The organism is Microbacterium lemovicicum (assembly GCF_003991875.1).
Classification (GTDB): domain Bacteria; phylum Actinomycetota; class Actinomycetes; order Actinomycetales; family Microbacteriaceae; genus Microbacterium; species Microbacterium lemovicicum.
Map to the genome: position 1 here is coordinate 645174 of NZ_CP031423.1, position 17313 is coordinate 662486.

General features: G+C 71.7%; 15 protein-coding genes. 9 read left to right on the top strand and 6 right to left on the bottom strand.

Translation table 11 applies throughout. The features are described 5' to 3' along the window. Positions 1-11 precede the first annotated feature (11 nt). On the top strand, positions 12-725 hold the full coding sequence (locus tag CVS47_RS03000) for a hypothetical protein (RefSeq protein WP_127094757.1): 714 nt from the start codon (positions 12-14) through the stop codon (positions 723-725). Between the two features lie 10 nt (positions 726-735). On the opposite strand, the gene CVS47_RS03005 is transcribed toward CVS47_RS03000, so the two are convergent. Next, complete coding sequence (locus CVS47_RS03005; RefSeq protein WP_127094758.1) at positions 736-1134, bottom strand: YccF domain-containing protein; 399 nt, start codon at positions 1132-1134, stop codon at positions 736-738. 141 nt (positions 1135-1275) lie between these two features. Between CVS47_RS03005 and CVS47_RS03010 the strand changes: the two genes are divergently transcribed. The 3 genes from CVS47_RS03010 (at position 1276) to ligD (ending at position 6190) form a co-directional block, all read left to right on the top strand. Next, positions 1276-3735, top strand: coding sequence for an ATP-dependent helicase (locus CVS47_RS03010; RefSeq protein ID WP_127094759.1), 2460 nt, complete (start codon positions 1276-1278; stop codon positions 3733-3735). A gap of 48 nt (positions 3736-3783) precedes the next feature. Next, positions 3784-4980 carry an SseB family protein gene (locus tag CVS47_RS03015; protein WP_127094760.1) on the top strand — a complete coding sequence of 399 codons (1197 nt, stop codon included), beginning with the start codon at positions 3784-3786 and terminating at the stop codon, positions 4978-4980. 169 nt (positions 4981-5149) lie between these two features. Then, positions 5150-6190, top strand: coding sequence for a non-homologous end-joining DNA ligase (ligD, locus tag CVS47_RS03020; protein WP_127094761.1), 1041 nt, complete (start codon positions 5150-5152; stop codon positions 6188-6190). Between the two features lie 150 nt (positions 6191-6340). Here the strand turns inward: ligD and CVS47_RS03025 are convergent, their stop codons facing one another. From CVS47_RS03025 to CVS47_RS03040, 4 genes are all read right to left on the bottom strand, one after another. Then, complete coding sequence (locus CVS47_RS03025; RefSeq protein WP_127094762.1) at positions 6341-7387, bottom strand: ATP-dependent DNA ligase; 1047 nt, start codon at positions 7385-7387, stop codon at positions 6341-6343. 27 nt (positions 7388-7414) lie between these two features. Beyond that, complete coding sequence (locus CVS47_RS03030) at positions 7415-8575, bottom strand: AI-2E family transporter (protein WP_127094763.1); 1161 nt, start codon at positions 8573-8575, stop codon at positions 7415-7417. 114 nt (positions 8576-8689) lie between these two features. Continuing rightward, on the bottom strand, positions 8690-9922 hold the full coding sequence (locus tag CVS47_RS03035; RefSeq protein ID WP_127094764.1) for an acyl-CoA dehydrogenase family protein: 1233 nt from the start codon (positions 9920-9922) through the stop codon (positions 8690-8692). A gap of 113 nt (positions 9923-10035) precedes the next feature. Beyond that, positions 10036-10698 (bottom strand): TetR family transcriptional regulator, encoded by a 663-nt coding sequence (locus CVS47_RS03040; protein ID WP_127094765.1) that lies wholly within the window; start codon positions 10696-10698, stop codon positions 10036-10038. Between the two features lie 90 nt (positions 10699-10788). Between CVS47_RS03040 and CVS47_RS03045 the strand changes: the two genes are divergently transcribed. Next, entirely contained in the window at positions 10789-12291 is a 1503-nt protein-coding gene (locus tag CVS47_RS03045; RefSeq protein WP_127094766.1) for an FAD-dependent oxidoreductase, read from the top strand. Positions 12292-12460: 169 nt separating this feature from the next. Here the strand turns inward: CVS47_RS03045 and CVS47_RS03050 are convergent, their stop codons facing one another. Further along, entirely contained in the window at positions 12461-12961 is a 501-nt protein-coding gene (locus CVS47_RS03050; RefSeq protein WP_127094767.1) for a small multidrug efflux protein, read from the bottom strand. Positions 12962-13095: 134 nt separating this feature from the next. On the opposite strand from CVS47_RS03050, the gene CVS47_RS03055 reads away from it, so the two are divergent. From CVS47_RS03055 to sucD, 4 genes are all read left to right on the top strand, one after another. Continuing rightward, positions 13096-14313, top strand: coding sequence for a sensor histidine kinase (locus CVS47_RS03055; RefSeq protein WP_241240255.1), 1218 nt, complete (start codon positions 13096-13098; stop codon positions 14311-14313). Beyond that, a complete protein-coding gene (locus CVS47_RS03060) occupies positions 14310-14912 on the top strand; it encodes a response regulator transcription factor (RefSeq protein WP_127094768.1) in 603 nt (200 codons plus the stop codon). Before CVS47_RS03055 ends, CVS47_RS03060 begins: the two co-directional genes overlap by 4 nt. A gap of 133 nt (positions 14913-15045) precedes the next feature. After that, on the top strand, positions 15046-16209 hold the full coding sequence (sucC, locus tag CVS47_RS03065) for an ADP-forming succinate--CoA ligase subunit beta (RefSeq protein ID WP_127094769.1): 1164 nt from the start codon (positions 15046-15048) through the stop codon (positions 16207-16209). A 31-nt stretch (positions 16210-16240) separates the two neighbouring features. Further along, a complete protein-coding gene (gene sucD, locus CVS47_RS03070; RefSeq protein WP_127094770.1) occupies positions 16241-17143 on the top strand; it encodes a succinate--CoA ligase subunit alpha in 903 nt (300 codons plus the stop codon). Positions 17144-17313: the final 170 nt, after the last annotated feature.

Genomic DNA, 17313 nt, shown 5'->3' on the forward strand with positions numbered 1-17313 from the left:
AACGTTGTGCCATGACGACGGTGACACGGCGAGGCATCCTCGCTGTGGGCATCGGTGTCGGGCTTCTCATCGCCGGCGTCGTGGTCGCACTCGTGCTCGGCGAAGCGCTCGACATCACGCCCTTCCCGGCCAGGCCCGCTGCCACGCCGGACGGCGACATCCCCCTGGCCTGGCTGGCCCGCATGCTCCTCGCGCTGACACTGGCCTGGATCGTCATCGGCATGTTCGCGTCACGCACCAGCCTCATCCGCCGGCCCGGTGCGGCGGCGGCGCGCGCATCCTGGATCGGCGCGACACGGCCGTGGCGCGCGAGGGAGTCCACGCTCGGGATGCTGCCGCTCGACCGGTGGCTCCTGCTGCTCGTTCCGGGGGCATTGCTCGGAGCCACCCGCGCGGTGCAGACGTCGTTCTCGGCACCGCTGCACCTGCTCGTCGTGCTGCTGGGGTGGATCGCGTTCGCGGTCGTGCTGCGGGTCGTGCTCGGCAGCCGCTCCCCGTGGCCGGTGCTGGCCGCCGTCGCCGGGGTCGTGGTTCTGCGCAGCGCGCTGACGCTGCTCGCCCTCTCGTTCGCCGGGCCCGGCGGATCGGAGGGTGCGTTCTGGTCCGACCCGCTGCTGCGCGGGCTGTACATCGCGCTGGCCGTCGCCCTCTACGTGTGGATGCTGGTCGCCGCCGTCTGGGCCTTCACGAGCAGTCCGCGGCGCCGCCGCGTCGACGCCGGCTAGACGCCTCTCCTCAGCGCGCGGGGAAGGCGCGGGACCCGCCCACGTCGACGATGTCCTTGCCCAGCGGCATCAGCGAGATCGGGACCAGCTTGAAGCTGGCGATGCCCAGCGGGATGCCGATGATCGTGATGCACATCGCGACGCCCGTGAGGATGTGGCCGATCGCGAGCCAGATGCCGGCGAGGATGACCCAGATCACGTTGCCGATGAACGAGCCGACGCCCGCGGTCGGCTTGTCGACGATGGTCTTGCCGAACGGCCACAGCGCGTAGACGCCGATGCGGAACGACGCGATCGCCCACGGGATGGTGATGATCGGGATGCACAGGATCACTCCCGCCAGCATGTAGGCGAGGAACATCCAGAAGCCCGACAGGACGAGCCAGATGATGTTGAGGATGACGCGCATGCGTCCATTCTCCCGGTCGGCGCCCGCGAAGCCGCTGTGCGAGGCCCGGCCCGGCCCGTGACGCGAGCGGCCGGCGCGGGCGGTGGCCGCGGCATCCGGTCCCGGGCTCGTGTCGGAGGCGCCGCGTAGAATGGTGGCGACATGACCGATGCACCTGTGCCCCTCATCGTGGCCGGTGATCGCGGCCCGCAGGCCGGCGCGCCGAGCGGCGCCCGTCCCGACGAAGACCTCCTCGAGGGCCTCAACCAGCCGCAGCGCGACGCCGTGGTCTACCGCGGTCCGGCGCTGCTCATCGTGGCCGGCGCGGGGTCGGGCAAGACACGCGTGCTCACCCACCGCATCGCCAGCCTGCTCCGCACGAGAGACGCCTGGCCCAGCCAGATCCTCGCGATCACGTTCACGAACAAGGCCGCCGGCGAGATGCGCGAGCGCGTGCAGCAGCTCATCGGCGAGCGCGCGCAGGGCATGTGGATCTCCACGTTCCACTCGGCGTGCGTGCGCATCCTGCGGCGCGAGGCCGAGCAGTTCGGCTTCACCCGCTCGTTCACCATCTACGACTCCGGCGACTCCCGGGCGCTGATCAAGCGCCTGGTGAAGGAGCACCAGGGCGACGCCTACGGGCTCACGCCCGCGGCCGTGCAGGGCAAGATCTCGAAGCACAAGAACGAGCTGGCCGACGCGGAGTCGTACGCGCGGCAGGCCAACATGGAAGATCCGGCCGAGCGCGTCTTCGTCGAGATCTTCGCCGACTACCAGCGGTCGCTGCAGCGGGCCAACGCCTTCGACTTCGACGACCTGATCGCCCAGGTGGTGTATCTCTTCCGCGCCTTCCCGAAGGTCGCCGACATCTACCGCAAGCGGTTCCGACACATCCTGGTCGACGAGTACCAAGACACCAACCACGCGCAGTACGCACTGATCCACGAGCTCACGCGGCCCCCCGGCTCCGACGCCGAGCCGTTCGCCGCCTCGGGCGGGATGATGATCTTCGAGCCCGAGCCGACGGGCGAGGATGCCGCGTCCCTCACCGTCGTCGGAGACTCCGACCAGTCGATCTACGCCTTCCGCGGCGCCGACATCCGCAACATCACGGAGTTCGAGCGCGACTATCCCGGCGCGAAGGTCGTGCTGCTCGAGCAGAACTACCGCTCGACCCAGAACATCCTGAGTGCGGCCAACGCGGTCATCAGCAACAACTTCGACCGCAAAGACAAGAAGCTCTGGACCGACGTGGGTGCCGGTGCGAAGATCATCGGCTTCACCGGCTACTCCCAGCACGACGAGGCGCAGTTCGTCGCCGACGAGATCGAGTCGCTGCACAAGGGCGGTCTCGACTACTCCGCGATCGCCGTGTTCTACCGCACCAACTCGCAGTCCCGCGCGCTGGAGGAGATCTTCATCCGCTCTGCGCTGCCGTACAAGATCATGGGCGGCACGAAGTTCTACGACCGCGCGGAGATCAAGGACGCGATGGCCTACGTCACGGCCGTGGTGAACCCCGCCGACGAGATGGCCGTCCGCCGCATCCTGAACAAGCCCCGCCGCGGCATCGGCGACGTGACCGAGACCTCCATCGCGCGCTACGCAGCCGACGAGGGCATCACGTTCCGCGATGCGCTCGCCAACGCCTCGGCGCTCGGCGTCGGGCCCAAGATCCAGGCCGCGATCACTCAGCTCGACAAGGTGCTGGCCGAGGCGGCGGAGATCATGATCCCGGCCTCGGGCGAGCTGCCGCCGCCGACCTCGGTGGCCGAGGGCGTCACGCTCCTGCTGCAGAAGAGCGGCTACCTCGATGCGCTGCGCGTCAGCAAGGATCCGCAGGACGAAGCGCGACTCGAGAACCTCGACGAGCTCGTCGCCGTGACGCGTGAGTTCGCCCGGAGCAACCCCGAGGGCACGGTCATCGACTTCCTCACCGAGGTCGCGCTCGTCGCCGACGCCGACGACCTCGAAGACGCGTCGGGCTCCGTCTCGCTCATGACCCTCCACACCGCGAAGGGCCTCGAGTACGACTCGGTGTTCCTGACGGGCGTCGAGGAGGACCTCATCCCGCACCGCATCTCGGCGGGCGAGCCGGGCGGTCCGCAGGAGGAGCGCCGGCTGTTCTACGTCGGCATCACGCGCGCCCGTCAGAGGCTGTTCATGTCGCTCGCGATGACCCGCGCGCAGTTCGGCGAGGTGACTGTGGCGATGCCGAGCCGGTTCCTGCAGGAGATCCCCGCCGACATCATCGATTGGCGGCAATCGCCCGGCGACGTGAACTCGCGCGGCGGCACGCAGTCGCGGGCGCTCAACGCCCGGCGGCCCGGCGGCTCGGGCTCCGGCTTCGGCGGGGGGTCGACCTCGCCACGACGGTTCGGCGACGACCTCGTGCCGAAGGGCACATCGCTCGACCGCTTCCCGAACCGGGTGCCCGCCCGCGTGCGCGACAACGGCGCGATGGAGCTGGCCGCGGGCGACCGCATCCGGCACGAGGATTTCGGCGAGGGCCGCGTCGACGCGGTCACGGGCGAGGGTGCCAAGCGCGTCGCCCATGTGCGCTTCGAGAAGGTCGGCGCCAAGAAGCTGCTCGTCAAGATCGCGCCGATCGAGAAGCTGTAGGGCGTCGGCTCCCGGCATCGGCTCCGGAGAGCCGGTTAGGGTCGAGAGATGGGCATCTTCTCGCGCTCGAAGCGCACTGACCCGACTTCCGACGAGCAGAAGGGCGCGGATGCCACGGCGTCCGGTGCCGCGGATGCCGGCGATTCCGGCTCGATGGATGCTGCGGCCTCCGGTGCCGCGGATGCCACGGCCTCCGGCTCGACCGAGACCGTGACGGACAGCGCCGGGAGCGCACCCGCGGCCACCGTCGGCATCTCGATGTCGACGTACCGCGGTGTGGGAGCGCCGGCGGGCGCGCCCGTCGCAGCCGAGCCGGCGTCGAGCGGTACTCCGGCGGGCTCCACCGTCGGCGCCTCGGCGGGCGCCTCGTTCGGTCTCGCGGGCGGTGCGTCCGGCGGCGGCCCCGCGGGCGCGGGAGCCGCAGCATCCGCTCGTCCGCCGGCAGAGGCGCCTCAGGGTGCGGAGCGCGCGCCGGGGATGCGCGACAACGGTCTGCTGCAGGCCGCGCTCGCGGAGCTCCCCGCCGAGCCGACGTCGCAGCAGATGCTGAACGCCGCGCGGCAGCTCCTGCAGGGCCACGTGTTCCTGCGGGTGGAGGGCGACGCGCGGGCGCTCATCGAGGCGGGGGAGAACCTTCCGCTGCAGGTGGCGACGCAGGGCGATGCGCAGTGGGCGCTCGCGTACAGCGGCGGCGATGCGCTGCGGGCGAGCGTGCAGGCCGACGGCGCGACGGGCACCTCGGCGCTGGCGCAGCCCGTGACGGCGGTGATCCAGCACGTGCTGCAGGGGCCGTACGCCGGTCTGGTGCTCGACCACGCGTCGGGCACGTCCCGGCTGATGCTGCCGCGCGATCTGCTCGAGCGCGCCGTCAAGGACACGACGCCCGAGTTGCGGATCAAGTCGCTGCTGGCGGCTCCCCGCACAGCCGAGACGGCCGGGCAGGTCGTCGAGGCGATCGCCGCCGGACCCGTCTGGGTCGCGGCGAGTCGCCCTGCCGAGGGTCAGACGCCTGGCATCGCCGAGGCCCGCAGTGCCGACGGCACGCGCTTCCTCGAGCTGTTCTCGCACCCCCTGGAAGTGTTCGCGCTGCGTCCGAACGACCAGCCGGTGCCGGTGAAGACGGCTCAGCTCGCGGCCGCACTGCGCAGCGATGAGGGCATCAGCGGTGTGCTGCTCGATCCGGCGGGTCCGTGGATCCAGCTGTCGCGTGAAGAGCTCGCGCCGATCCTCGCCGTCCAGGAGTGACCTGAGGCTCTGCCGCGCGCGAGCACGACGCAGGCGGATCGGTGTGGCGGGGGCCACGGCGCGGGGCCGGCGCGGGCGTGATCCTGCCCGCGTCCTGCACGTGCGGCGGTCGTGAAGCCCCGGCGCAACGGGGTGACGGGCGGCGCCGGGCGCCCCTAGTGTCGGAGGCATGGCGAGCCCGCACATTATGCTGACCGTGCCCGGAGGCGCCTCCGGCGATCGCGAGGTGCGGGTCTCCAGCCCCGACCGCGTGCTGTGGGCGGAGTCCGGGATCACCAAACGGGAGCTCGCGGAGTATCTGATCGCGGTGTCCGGCCCGTTCCTCGCCGCCAACGGCGATCGGCCCGTCTCGCTGGAGCGGTTCCCCGACGGCGTCGACGGCGAGAGCTTCTTCTCCAAGAACCCGCCGAAGGGGGCGCCCGACTACGTCGAGGCCGTCACGGTCGTCTACAACAGCGGGCGCCGGCATCCGCAGCTCGTCCTCACCGAGCCCGCTGCCATCGTGTGGGCCGCGCAGATGAACACGGTCGTGTTCCACCCGTGGGCCTCACTCCGGGCGGACACCGACAACCCCGTGGAGCTGCGGATCGACCTCGATCCCCAGCCGGGCACCGGCTTCCGCGAGGCCGCCGCCGTGGCTCCGGCGCTGCGGGACGTGCTGGCCGAGGCGGGACTCGAGGCCTGGACCAAGACCAGCGGCAACCGCGGTCTCCACGTGTTCTGCCCGATCGAGCCGACGCACGAGTTCCTCGACGTGCGTCACGCGGTCATCGCCGCGTCGCGCGAGCTCGAGCGGCGCATGCCCGATCGGGTGACGACGAGCTGGTGGAAGGAGGAGCGCGGTGAGCGCATCTTCCTCGACTTCAACCAGGCGAACCGCGACCGGACGATGGCCGGCGCCTACAGCCCGCGCGCACTCCCCGCCGCGACCGTGTCGACGCCGATCACGTGGGACGAGGTGGCGGATGCCGATCCCGCGGCCTTCACCGTCCGGTCGGTGCCCGAGCGGCTCGCGACGGTGGGCGACGCGTGGGCCGGCTTCGCCGAGCGTCCCGGACGCATCGACACGCTCCTGGAGTGGTGGGAGCGGGACCTCGCGAACGGGCTGGGCGAGCTGAACTTCCCGCCCGACTTCCCGAAGATGCCGGGTGAGCCTCCGCGCGTGCAGCCCAGCCGCATCAACCCGGACAACTGGCCGAAGGACGAGTAGGCCGGTCGGGCCTGCTGCGCGACGTCTGCACGACCGGCGGGGCTGGTGAGGGCAGGAGTGACGGGTGTGGGCGGCGCGGAAAGGGTCGTCGTGCAGACGTCGGCGCGAGCGCGGTGTGTCGACGCGCTGCGCTGCCCGCCGCGGGACGGGTTACTCGAGCACGTCGCCGACGTCGTAGGCGGAGACCGATTCGAGCTGGTCGTACGTGCACGAACGCGGGTCGCGGTCGGGGCGCCACCGCTCGAACTGCGCCGTGTGGCGGAAGCGCCAGCCCTCGAGCTGGTCGTACCGCACCTCCAGCACCTTCTCGGGGCGCAGCTTGACGAAGGACATGTCCTTGTCGGCCCCGGTGAAGCGCGACTTCTCGCCGGCACCGGTGACGGCTTCGCCGTCGTCGTCGCGCTCGACAAGGGGCGCCAGCTCGTCGATGAGCTCGAGTCGCCGTGCGTTGCTGAAGGCGGAGACCGCGCCGATCGGCAGCAGCGTCCCGTCATCGCCGTAGAGGCCGACCAGCAGCGAGCCGAGACCCTGACCCGACTTGTGCACCCGGTAGGCCCACGCCACGACGTCCGCCGTGCGGGCGTGTTTGATCTTGAACATCGTGCGCTTGTTCGGGGCGTACGGCTGGGCCAGCGGCTTGGCCACGACCCCGTCGAGCCCGGCGCCCTCGAACGTGGTGAGCCACTCCCGCGCGATGGCGGGATCGGTCGTCGTGCGGGTGACGTGCACGGGATGCGGCACATTCCCGAGCAGATCGAGCAACTGCGCCCGGCGCACCTCGAACGGCTCCGACTGCAGGTCGCGGTCGCCGCGGGCGAGAAGGTCGAAGGCGATGAACATGGCCGGCGTCTTCTCCGACAGCATCGTCACGCGCGAAGCCGCGGGGTGGATGCGCTGCGTCAGCGAGTCCCAGTCCAGCCGCTGCGAACCGGGTTCGCCCTTCAGCACCGCCACCTCGCCGTCGATCAGACACGGCTCGGGCAGCAGCCGCGCGAACGCCTCGACCAGCTCGGGGAAGTACCGCGTGAGCGGCTTCGCGCCGCGACTGCCGATCTCGACGGTCTCCCCGTCCCACGACACGAGCCCGCGGAATCCGTCCCACTTCGGCTCGAAGCTCAGACCGCCGGGGGTCTGGGACGGATCCGGGATGTCGGGGATGGACTTCGCCAGCATCGGCGCGGGGATGTCGTAGGGCATGGTCACATCCTGTCGTGAGGGTCCGACTCAGCCCACGGTGGGCTTCGAGGCCTCCACGAGCTCCTTCTTCTTCGGGCGCGCCCAGCTCGCCGGAAGGTCGTCGCCGTCCCAGACCTGGATGATGCCCCACACCACCGCGGTGAGGGGGACGGCCAGCAGGGTGCCGAGGATGCCGCCGATCGCGGTGCCCGCGGCGAGGGCGACGAGCACGACGAACGAGTGGAGCTTGAGCGAGCGGCCCATCAGCACCGGCTGGAGGAAGTTGCCCTCCAGCTGGTTCACCGCCACGACGATCCCGACCACGATCAGGGCGACGACCGGCCCCTGTGCGACGAGAGCCACGAGAGCAGCGAGGATGCCGGCGGTCACGGCGCCGACGATCGGGATGAACGCGAGCAGGAACACGAGCACGGCGAGGGGGATCGCGAGGGGCACCTGCAGGATGAGCAGCCCGATGAGGATGCCGATCGCGTCGACGGCGGCGACGGATGCCGTGCCGCGCACGTAGGAGCCGAGCACCGAGATCGTCTTGTGTCCGACGCGCTGCGCGCGGTCGTACTTCTCGCCCCGGAACGGACGCAGGACGAACTCCCACATGCGCGGGCCGTCCTTGAGGAAGAAGAAGAGGATCACCACCAGCAGCACGAAGCCGGTGAGGAAGGTCGCGATCGCGCTTCCGGCGGCGACCGCGCCGGAGCCGAACTGCGAGCTGGTGAGGAAGTCCTGGAGCGACGCGATCCACTCGTCGATCTGATCCTGCGACGGGGCGAAGGGGAGCTGCTGCGCCCAGTCCACGGCCTGCTGGAAGCCGGACGACGTGCGCGCCGACAGGTCGTCCCACTGGTCGCGCACCGCGATCACGATGACCCATGCCAGTCCGCCGAGCACGACGACGACCGCGAGCAGCGTGATCACGGTCGCCAGCAGCGCGGGGAGGCCTCGGCGTCGCATCCACATCACCACGGGCGCGAACGCGGACGCGAAGATCAGCGCCAGGATCAGCGGGATCACGACGACCGACACCTGCCGGATGCCCCAGATGAGACCCGCGAGGAGCACCACCACGACGATGATCTGGATGGCGCGGATGGCGAGGCGGCCGAAGACATCGCTCCACGGCGTCGCCGCCCTGCGGATGGGATCGGCGGGAACAGGCGCGGGAGCTGAGTTCCGGGGGAACAGGTGCATGATCCGACGGTAGGGGAGCGAAGGCCCCGGAGCGGCGGGGTTGCGGGCGCGTGTCGCACACCGTAGGGCGTGACGACGCCCCGCGGTCGGGCGATGGGCCTCAGACGAGCGTGCTCAGGCGAAGGCGCTCATGCCGGTGATGTCGCGACCGATCAGCAGCGCCTGAACAGACTCCGTGCCCTCGTAGGTGTGGATGGCCTCGATGTCGGCCATGTGCTGCATGACGCCGTACTCCAGCAGGATCCCGTTGCCCCCGAGGAGATCACGGGCGGATGCGGCGATCGTGCGCGCCGTGCGCGTGTTGTGGTACTTCGCGAGCGAGGCCTGGGTGGGACGGAGCCGTCCGTCCGCCTCGAGGTCGGCGAGGTGCCGGCAGTACAGCTGCATGCCGGTGAGCTCCTCGAGCATCTGGGCGAGCCGTTCCTGCACCATCTGGAACTTCGCGAGCGGCTTGCCGAACTGGATGCGCTGCTGGGCGTACTGCAGCGCGGCCTCGTAGCAGGCGGTCGCATGGCCCAGCGCCGACCATGCCACGCCCGAACGCGTGGCGTAGAGGACGGTCGAGGCGTCCTTGAACGACCGCGTGCCGGGCAGGACGGCAGTGGCGGGAACCCGGACGGCGGTGAGGGTGATGAGGGCCTGATGGATCCCCCGCAGCGAGGCCTTGCCGCGCATCGGCTCGCCGACGTAGCCCGGGGTGTCCTGCGGGACGAGGAAGCAGCGGACCGTCCCGTCGTCGTCGGCACCGGGCGACTCCACCCGCGCCCAGACGAAGGTCACCCCGCCGGATGCGCCGTTGCCGATCCACTTCTTCGCGCCGTCGAGGACGAAGCCGCCGTCGGTCTCACGCCGCGCGCGCGTCTCGAGCGACACGGAGTCGGAGCCGTGATCGGGCTCGGTCAGGGCGAATGATCCGAGCACCTCGCCCCGGGCGATGGGCAGGAGCCAGGCGGCCTTCTGCTCGTCGCTGCCGAACAGTGCGAGGGTGCGCAGTGCGAGTCCGCCCTGCACGGCCACCACGGTGCCCATCGATCCGTCGCCGCGGGAGATTTCCATGTTGACCAGCCCGGCGCCCAGGGGCGTGAGATGCGTCAGCCCCTCGTGCTCGATCCCGTCGGTGAAGAGGTCGAGCTCGCCCATGCGTCGCACGACGCTCAGGTCGTACTCGCCGCGGTCCCACCACTCCGCGATGCCCGGCGCGATCTCTTCCGAGAAGGTGCGTGCGCGCATCCACGCGTCACGCTCCTCGGCGCTGAGGTCGTCGAAGACGCCGTAGTAGTCGGTGTCGAGCGGCGCCGCGATCTCGTAGCGCTCGGTCTGCCGGCCGGGGACGGGGGTGAAAGACATGGGGGCCTCCAAGGTGACCAGCCCAGCGTACCGCGGCACTCAGTTCCAAGGTCAGCGGTACGCGGTGTCACGACGGTGGTGGGTGGCCGGGCGTCAGCCGCCCGAACCGCGGGTCAGGTGCCGAGGGCGGCGCCGAGGCGGCGGGCGACCTCGGCGGCCGGCATCCCGCGGGGGAAGACGGCGACGGCGACGTCGTCCGCGCCGGCGGGGGAGCCCGCCGGGTGCACGCCGAACCGGCGCATCGCGTCGTCGAGTGCCCGGCGCAGCACGGTGACCGGCACGCGCTTGGGTCCGCGGATGAGCTGCCGCAGCACGTGGTTGTGGACGGCCGTCACGAGGGCCGCGAAGCCGACGGCGTCGAGCGGGTCGAGGCCGGGCAGGGCGGAGCGCAGGTACTCGTCGAACAGCCGCTCGTAGCGGAACACGGTGACGATCTCGCGGTCGCGCAGCGCCGGCACCTGCCGGACGACGGTGTACCGCCGACGGGCGAGCTCGGGGTCGGAGGCGAAATGCCGGAACACCTGCACGCACGCCTCGCACACCGCCGCCCAGGGGTCGTCGTGCGCCTCGCCGAGGTAGTCGCGCAGCTGGGCGAGCAGCAGCTCGTGGTCGGCGAAGACGACGTCGTCCTTGCCGCCGAACTGCCGGAAGAAGGTGGAGCGCGAGACCCCGGCGGCGCGGGCGATCTGCTCCACCGAGGTCTGGTCGAAGCCCTGGGCGGCGAAGAGGTCGATCGCCGCGGCCACCACCGCGGAGGGGGGCGGGCTCTCGGTCATGGCCGAAGCCTAATCGGCCGCACCCGCCCGTCGCGGCCCGGGAGGTGTCAAGCCCTTTGCGCAGACGGGCGGCGCGGCTTGGCTGTGAGCATGGAATCCCTCTGGAGGACCGGCACGCCCCGCATCACCGGCACCCCGTTCGCCCCCGGCTCGCGGTCCGACGTGGTCGTGGTGGGCGCGGGTCTCACCGGGCTCGCCACGGCGCTCATGCTCCAGCGGGCCGGTCGCACGGTCACCGTCATCGAGGCGGGCGAGGTCGCCCAGCTCGCTACCGGCGGCAACACCGGCAAGCTCTCCCTGCTGCAGGGGTCGGTGCTGTCCACGCTGCGCCGCCACCACTACGCCGCGCTCGTGAAGGCCTACGTCGACGCGAACCGCGCGGGCATGGAGTGGCTCACCGGCTTCGCCGAGGAGGCGGGCGTGCCGTTCACCCGTCGGACCGCGTACTCCTACGCGCAGACGGATGCCGCGGCATCCACCGTCGACGACGAATTCGACGCAGCGCGGGAGGCCGGCCTCGACGTGCGGCGGGTCGACCCCGACGCGCTCGACGTGCCGTTCCCCGTCGCCGCGGCCATCGCCCTCAACGACCAGGTGGCCCTGGACCCGGCGCGGATCGCGGGCGCGCTCGCCGAGCAGTTCGTCGCCGCGGGCGGGTCTCTCCACACCGGACTGCGGGTGACGAAGGTGCACACGCTGCCCGACCCGCGCGTCGACACCCCCGAGGGGGTCGCCTTCGCCGATCACATCGTGCTCGCCACCGGCGCCCCGATCGCCGACCGCGGCCTCTACTTCGCCAAGACGAGTGGCCTGCGCTCGTATTGCGTCTCGTTCGCGACCGATCGCCCGGTGCCCGACGGACTGCTGCTCTCGGTCGACGGCCCGACGCGGTCGATCCGCTCGGTCACGACCATCGACGGACCGGTCGCCGGCCTCATCGTCGGCGGCAACGGTCACCCGGTCGGCCGCTCGGACAGCGAGCGCGCGGCCGTCGACGACCTCGTCGACTGGACCCGCCGGTACTTCCCCGAGGCCGTCGAGACGCACCGGTGGTCGGCGCAGGACTACCAGTCGCACGACCTCATCCCCTTCGTCGGCGCCCTGCCCCGCGGCCTCGGACGCATCCGCTTCGCGACCGGCTACGGCAAATGGGGGCTGTCGAACGCGCCGTGGGCGGCGATCCGGCTGAGCTCGGAGATCCTCGGCGTGCCGTGGCGCGACCGCCCCGCGTGGATGACCGGGATCGGCACGCGGCTCACCGTGCCCGCCGACCTCGCCCAGGGCGCGGTCGAGAACGCTCGTGTGGGCGCGGCCGCCGCCGCAGGCTGGGCGGGAGCCATGACGACGCGGACCCCCGTGCCGAAGCCCGCCGAAGGTGAGGGCGTCGTGGCCACGCGCGGCGTCGAGCCCGTCGCGATCTCCACCACCGACGGTCAGACGAGGGCGGTGAGCGCCGTCTGCCCGCACCTGGGCGGCATCCTGTCGTGGAACGACGCCGAGTGCACGTGGGACTGCCCCCTCCACGCGTCGCGCTTCGCGGCCGACGGCACGCGCCTCGAGGGCCCGGCGGTGCGGGACCTCGAGGCGCGCTGACCCGAGGCGCGCTGACCCGAGGCGCGCTGACCCGAGGCGCGCTGACCCGGGACGCCCGGACGGGGGCCGCGGTCAGCGGGCCCCCGGGCAAACGCCAGACGCCGACGTCAGCCCGCGCGAGCGGCGGCCCGCGCAGACGTCAGCCGCGCAGGCGTCAGCCGCGCAGGCGTCAGCCCGCGAAGGCGAACACGCCGGTGATGAGGAGCGTGACGGCGGTCGTCCACAGGACGATCGCGGCGGCCTGCCAGACGAGCACCGTCTTCACCGGGACGCCCGTCGACACGAGCGCGGCGGAGGTGATCTGCGTCGGCACGAGCAGCGGTCCCAGCAGGCTCACCCCGGGCGTCCCGTAGCGCTCGTACGCGCGCATGACCTTCTGGCGGCGAGCCGTCGGCGGCTCCTCCGTGCGGCCGCCGCGGGTCACGACCGCGGTGCGCACGCGGGCGCCGAGCAGCACCACGACCAGCACGCAGAGGAAGTTGCCGACGGCGCCGGCGATGGCGGCGACGACGGGGTGCAGGCCGCCGACGATGCCGATGGCGGCGGCCCCCTCGCCCTCGACGAACGGCACGGCCCCGGCGACGGCGACGATCAGAGGCTGCACGAGCACGGGCACCTGCGAGACGAGGTCCTGGAAACCGAGGACGAGGTCGGAGATCGGGTTGGACATGGGGTCTTCCTTCCGTGGGGTGTGATTCCATCCCAGCCGCCCCGCGTGCGCTGCGGCAGTGTCGCGGCGTCACCTCCTGTCGTGAGGATGAGCAGCCCGGGGCATGACAGAAGTCATGGTCGTACCCTGGCCGGGTGACCAGAATCCCGCCCTCCTCGTCCTCGACGCCTGCGGCGCCGTGGCTCGCGCGCAGCGTCAGCGCGACCTGGTGGTACACCGCGGGCTCCGTGCTCCTCTTCGCGGTCGTCACCGCCTTCGTGTGGGCCGTGCCGACGGTCCTCTCTCCGCCCGTGCTCTCCCGCCCCGTGACCTCGATCGTCTTCGCTGCCGGCGCGCTCGTGTGGCTGACCGGCGGCACGGTGCTGCTCCTGACCTACCGGCGGCGGGCGATGTCGGAGATGACGGATGCCGCGACCGCCCCCTCGGCCGCGGTGCTGGTGGGGGCGCTCGTCGCCTCCGGCGCAGGTGCGGTGGCGATGGCCGTGGCCGCCGCCTCGCCCCTGCTCGCGATCTCGACCGTGGCCTTCGCGCTGTGCATGGTGCCCCGGATGCCGGGCGTGCGCCTGCGGCTGACCGCGGCGGTGACGATCGTGCTGATCGTGGTCTGGATCGTCGAGGGCACGCGCGACACGGCAGCCGACGAGTCGGGCGTGGCGCTCTTCCACCCGTTCTTCTCCGTGCTGCTCCCGCTCGCCACGGTGCTGTCGCTGTGGTGGTGGGACGTGGTGGGCGAGCTCGATCGTGCCCGGGGCGTGGAGAGCAGGCTCGCCGCCGTGCAGGAGCGCCTGCGTCTGGCCGGCGACCTGCACGACCTCCAGGGGCACCACCTCCAGGTGATCGCCCTGCAGCTCGAGCTCGCCGACCGCATGATCGCGCGCGACCCCGCCGCCGCTGCGGAGCAGGTGCGGCTGGCGCGCGCCTCGGTCGACGACGCGCGTCGCGGCACCCGCGAGCTCGCCGGTCGGTTCCGAGGGGTTCCGCTCCCCGACGAGCTGGCGAACGCGGCCGACCTGCTGCGCGCGGCCGGGCTCCGCGTCGATCTCGACGTGGCGCCCGGGGCGGAGGCGGCTCCGGCCGACGTGCTCGGACCGGTCGTGCGCGAGTGCACGACGAACGTGCTGAAGCACGGCGGCGGCCGGTGGGCGCGCCTCGCGCTCGCGCGCACCGGCGCGGGCTGGGAGCTGCGCGTGTCGAACGACGTCGGCTCGGCGCCCACGTCCCGGTCGGGCTCCGGCCTGGCCGGCATGGCGGAGCGGGTCGGTGCGGCCGGCGGCGACCTGCGCCATCAGGTGGCGGGGGATGCGTTCGAGCTCGTGGCCTCCGTGCCCCAGGCCGCGGGGGTGCCGGCGTGATCCGCGTGCTCATCGCCGACGACGAGGACATGATCCGGTCGGCGCTCGCGTCGCTGCTGCGGCTGGAGGACGACCTCGACGTGATCTCGGAATGCCGGGACGGCGCGGAGGCCGTCGCCGAGGCGCTGCGTCTGCGTCCCGACGTGTGCCTGCTCGACCTCGAGATGCCCGGACTCGACGGCGTCGAGGCGGCCGCGCGCATCCGGCAGCAGATCCCGGCGCGCTGCGTCGTCGTGACCCGGCACGCGCGCCCCGGGGTGCTGCGGCGTGCGCTCAGCGCCGGCGTCGACGGCTTCCTGCCGAAGTCGCGTCGCGCCGATGACGTGGCCGCGGTCATCCGCGAGGTGGCGGCGGGGCGCCGCTACGTCGACCCGGAGATCGCCGCCGACGCCCTGAGCGACGAGCGCAGTCCGCTGACGGAGCGCGAGCTCGACGTGCTGCGCACGGGGGAGCAGGGGGCCACGATCGCGCAGATCGCGGCATCCCTCCATCTGTCCCCCGGCACGGTGCGCAACCACGTGTCGTCGGTGCTCGGCAAGCTGGGCGTCCAGACCCGTCAGCAGGCCACGATCATGGCACGGGAACGCGGCTGGATCTGACCGTCGGGCAGGCGGCCCGTCGGGCGTCCACAGCCGCGAGTAGTAGGCTGTGTGACCGTCCCGATATCTCGATATCGAGAGATTTCCGCGCTCGATGCGCCCATCCCACCGTTCGCCACCGAAGGATTGCACTGTGGATCTGTACGAGTACCAGGCACGTGACCTTTTCGAGAAGTACGAGGTGCCGGTTCTCGCCGGCATCGTCGCGGACACCCCCGAGGAGGTGCGTGCAGCAGCCGAGAAGATCGGCGGCGTCGTGGTCGTCAAGGCCCAGGTGAAGGCCGGAGGCCGCGGCAAGGCCGGCGGCGTCAAGGTCGCCAAGACCCCCGACGAGGCGTTCGAGGCGGCGAAGGCGATCTTCGGCCTCGACATCAAGGGCCACATCGTCAAGCGCGTCATGGTCGCGCAGGGTGCGCGCATCGACAAGGAGTACTACTTCTCGGTGCTGCTGGACCGCGCCAACCGCTCCTACCTGTCGCTGGCCAGCGTCGAGGGCGGCATGGAGATCGAGGAGCTCGCGGTCGAGCGTCCCGATGCGCTCGCGCGCGTCGAGGTCGACCCGCTGACCGGCATCGACCAGGCCAAGGCCCTCGAGATCGCCCAGGCCGCCCGCTTCGACGACGAGCTGGCTCCCAAGGTCGCCGACGTCTTCGTCAAGCTCTTCCAGGTCTACAAGGGCGAGGACGCCACGCTCGTGGAGGTCAACCCGCTCGTGCTCACCGAGGAGGGCGACATCATCGCCCTCGACGGCAAGGTCTCGCTCGACGAGAACGCCGACTTCCGTCACCCCGACCACGCGGAGCTCGAGGACAAGGACGCCGCCGACCCGCTCGAGGCGAAGGCCAAGGCCAACGACCTCAACTACGTCAAGCTCGACGGCCAGGTCGGCGTCATCGGCAACGGTGCGGGTCTCGTCATGTCGACGCTCGACGTCGTCGCGTACGCCGGTGAGAAGCACGGCGGCGTGAAGCCGGCCAACTTCCTCGACATCGGCGGCGGCGCATCGGCGGCGGTCATGGCCGCGGGCCTGGATGTCATCCTCGGCGACGAGCAGGTCAAGAGCGTCTTCGTCAACGTCTTCGGCGGCATCACCGCGTGCGATGCAGTCGCCAACGGCATCGTCGGCGCGCTCGAGACGCTGGGCGACAGCGCCTCCAAGCCGCTGGTCGTGCGCCTCGACGGCAACAAGGTGGAGGAGGGCCGCGAGATCCTGCGCGCCGCCAACCACCCGCTCGTGACCCTGGCCGAGACGATGGACGAGGGCGCCGACAAGGCCGCCGAGCTCGCCAACGCCTGATCCGACGCAGACCCAAAGGACCACACAGAACATGTCGATCTTCCTCAACAAGGACTCCAAGGTCATCGTCCAGGGCATCACCGGCGGCGAGGGCACCAAGCACACCGCGCTGATGCTCAAGGCCGGCACCCAGGTCGTCGGCGGCGTCAACGCCCGCAAGGCCGGCACCACCGTCTCCCACACCGCGGCCGACGGCTCGGCCGTCGAGCTGCCCGTCTTCGCCTCGGTCGCCGAGGCGATCGAGAAGACCGGCGCCGACGTCTCCATCGCTTTCGTTCCGCCCGCGTTCACCAAGGACGCGATGATCGAGGCCATCGACGCCGAGATCCCGCTCCTGGTCGTCATCACCGAGGGCGTGCCGGTCGGCGACACCGCCGAGGCCTGGGCCTACGCCCAGTCCAAGGGCGACACCACCCGCATCATCGGACCGAACTGCCCCGGCATCATCACCCCCGGCGAGTCGCTGGTCGGCATCACGCCCGCCAACATCGCCGGCAAGGGTCCGATCGGGCTCGTGTCGAAGTCGGGCACGCTGACCTATCAGATGATGTACGAGCTGCGCGAGATCGGCTTCTCGACGGCCATCGGCATCGGCGGCGACCCGATCATCGGCACCACCCACATCGACGCGCTCGCCGCGTTCGAGGCCGACCCGGAGACCAAGGCGATCGTGATGATCGGCGAGATCGGCGGCGACGCCGAGGAGCGCGCGGCCGACTTCATCAAGGCGAACGTCACCAAGCCGGTCGTCGGCTACGTCGCGGGCTTCACCGCCCCCGAGGGCAAGACCATGGGCCACGCCGGCGCCATCGTGTCCGGCTCGGCCGGCACCGCGCAGGCGAAGAAGGAGGCCCTCGAGGCCGCCGGCGTCAAGGTCGGCAAGACGCCGAGCGAGACCGCCGACCTCATGCGGGAGATCATCGCCGGTCTCTGACCCGGGTTTCCGAGGGGCGGATGCCGCGGCCACAGGCCGCAGCATCCGCCCCTCGTCTTTTCCCCGGCCCCTGGTCTCCGGTGGTCAGCCCCGCTCGGCCGTCGACCCTCCGCCGTGCCGTGGCGCGGCGCGGCGTGCCGTGCCGCGCCGTGCCGTGCCGCGCCGTGGCG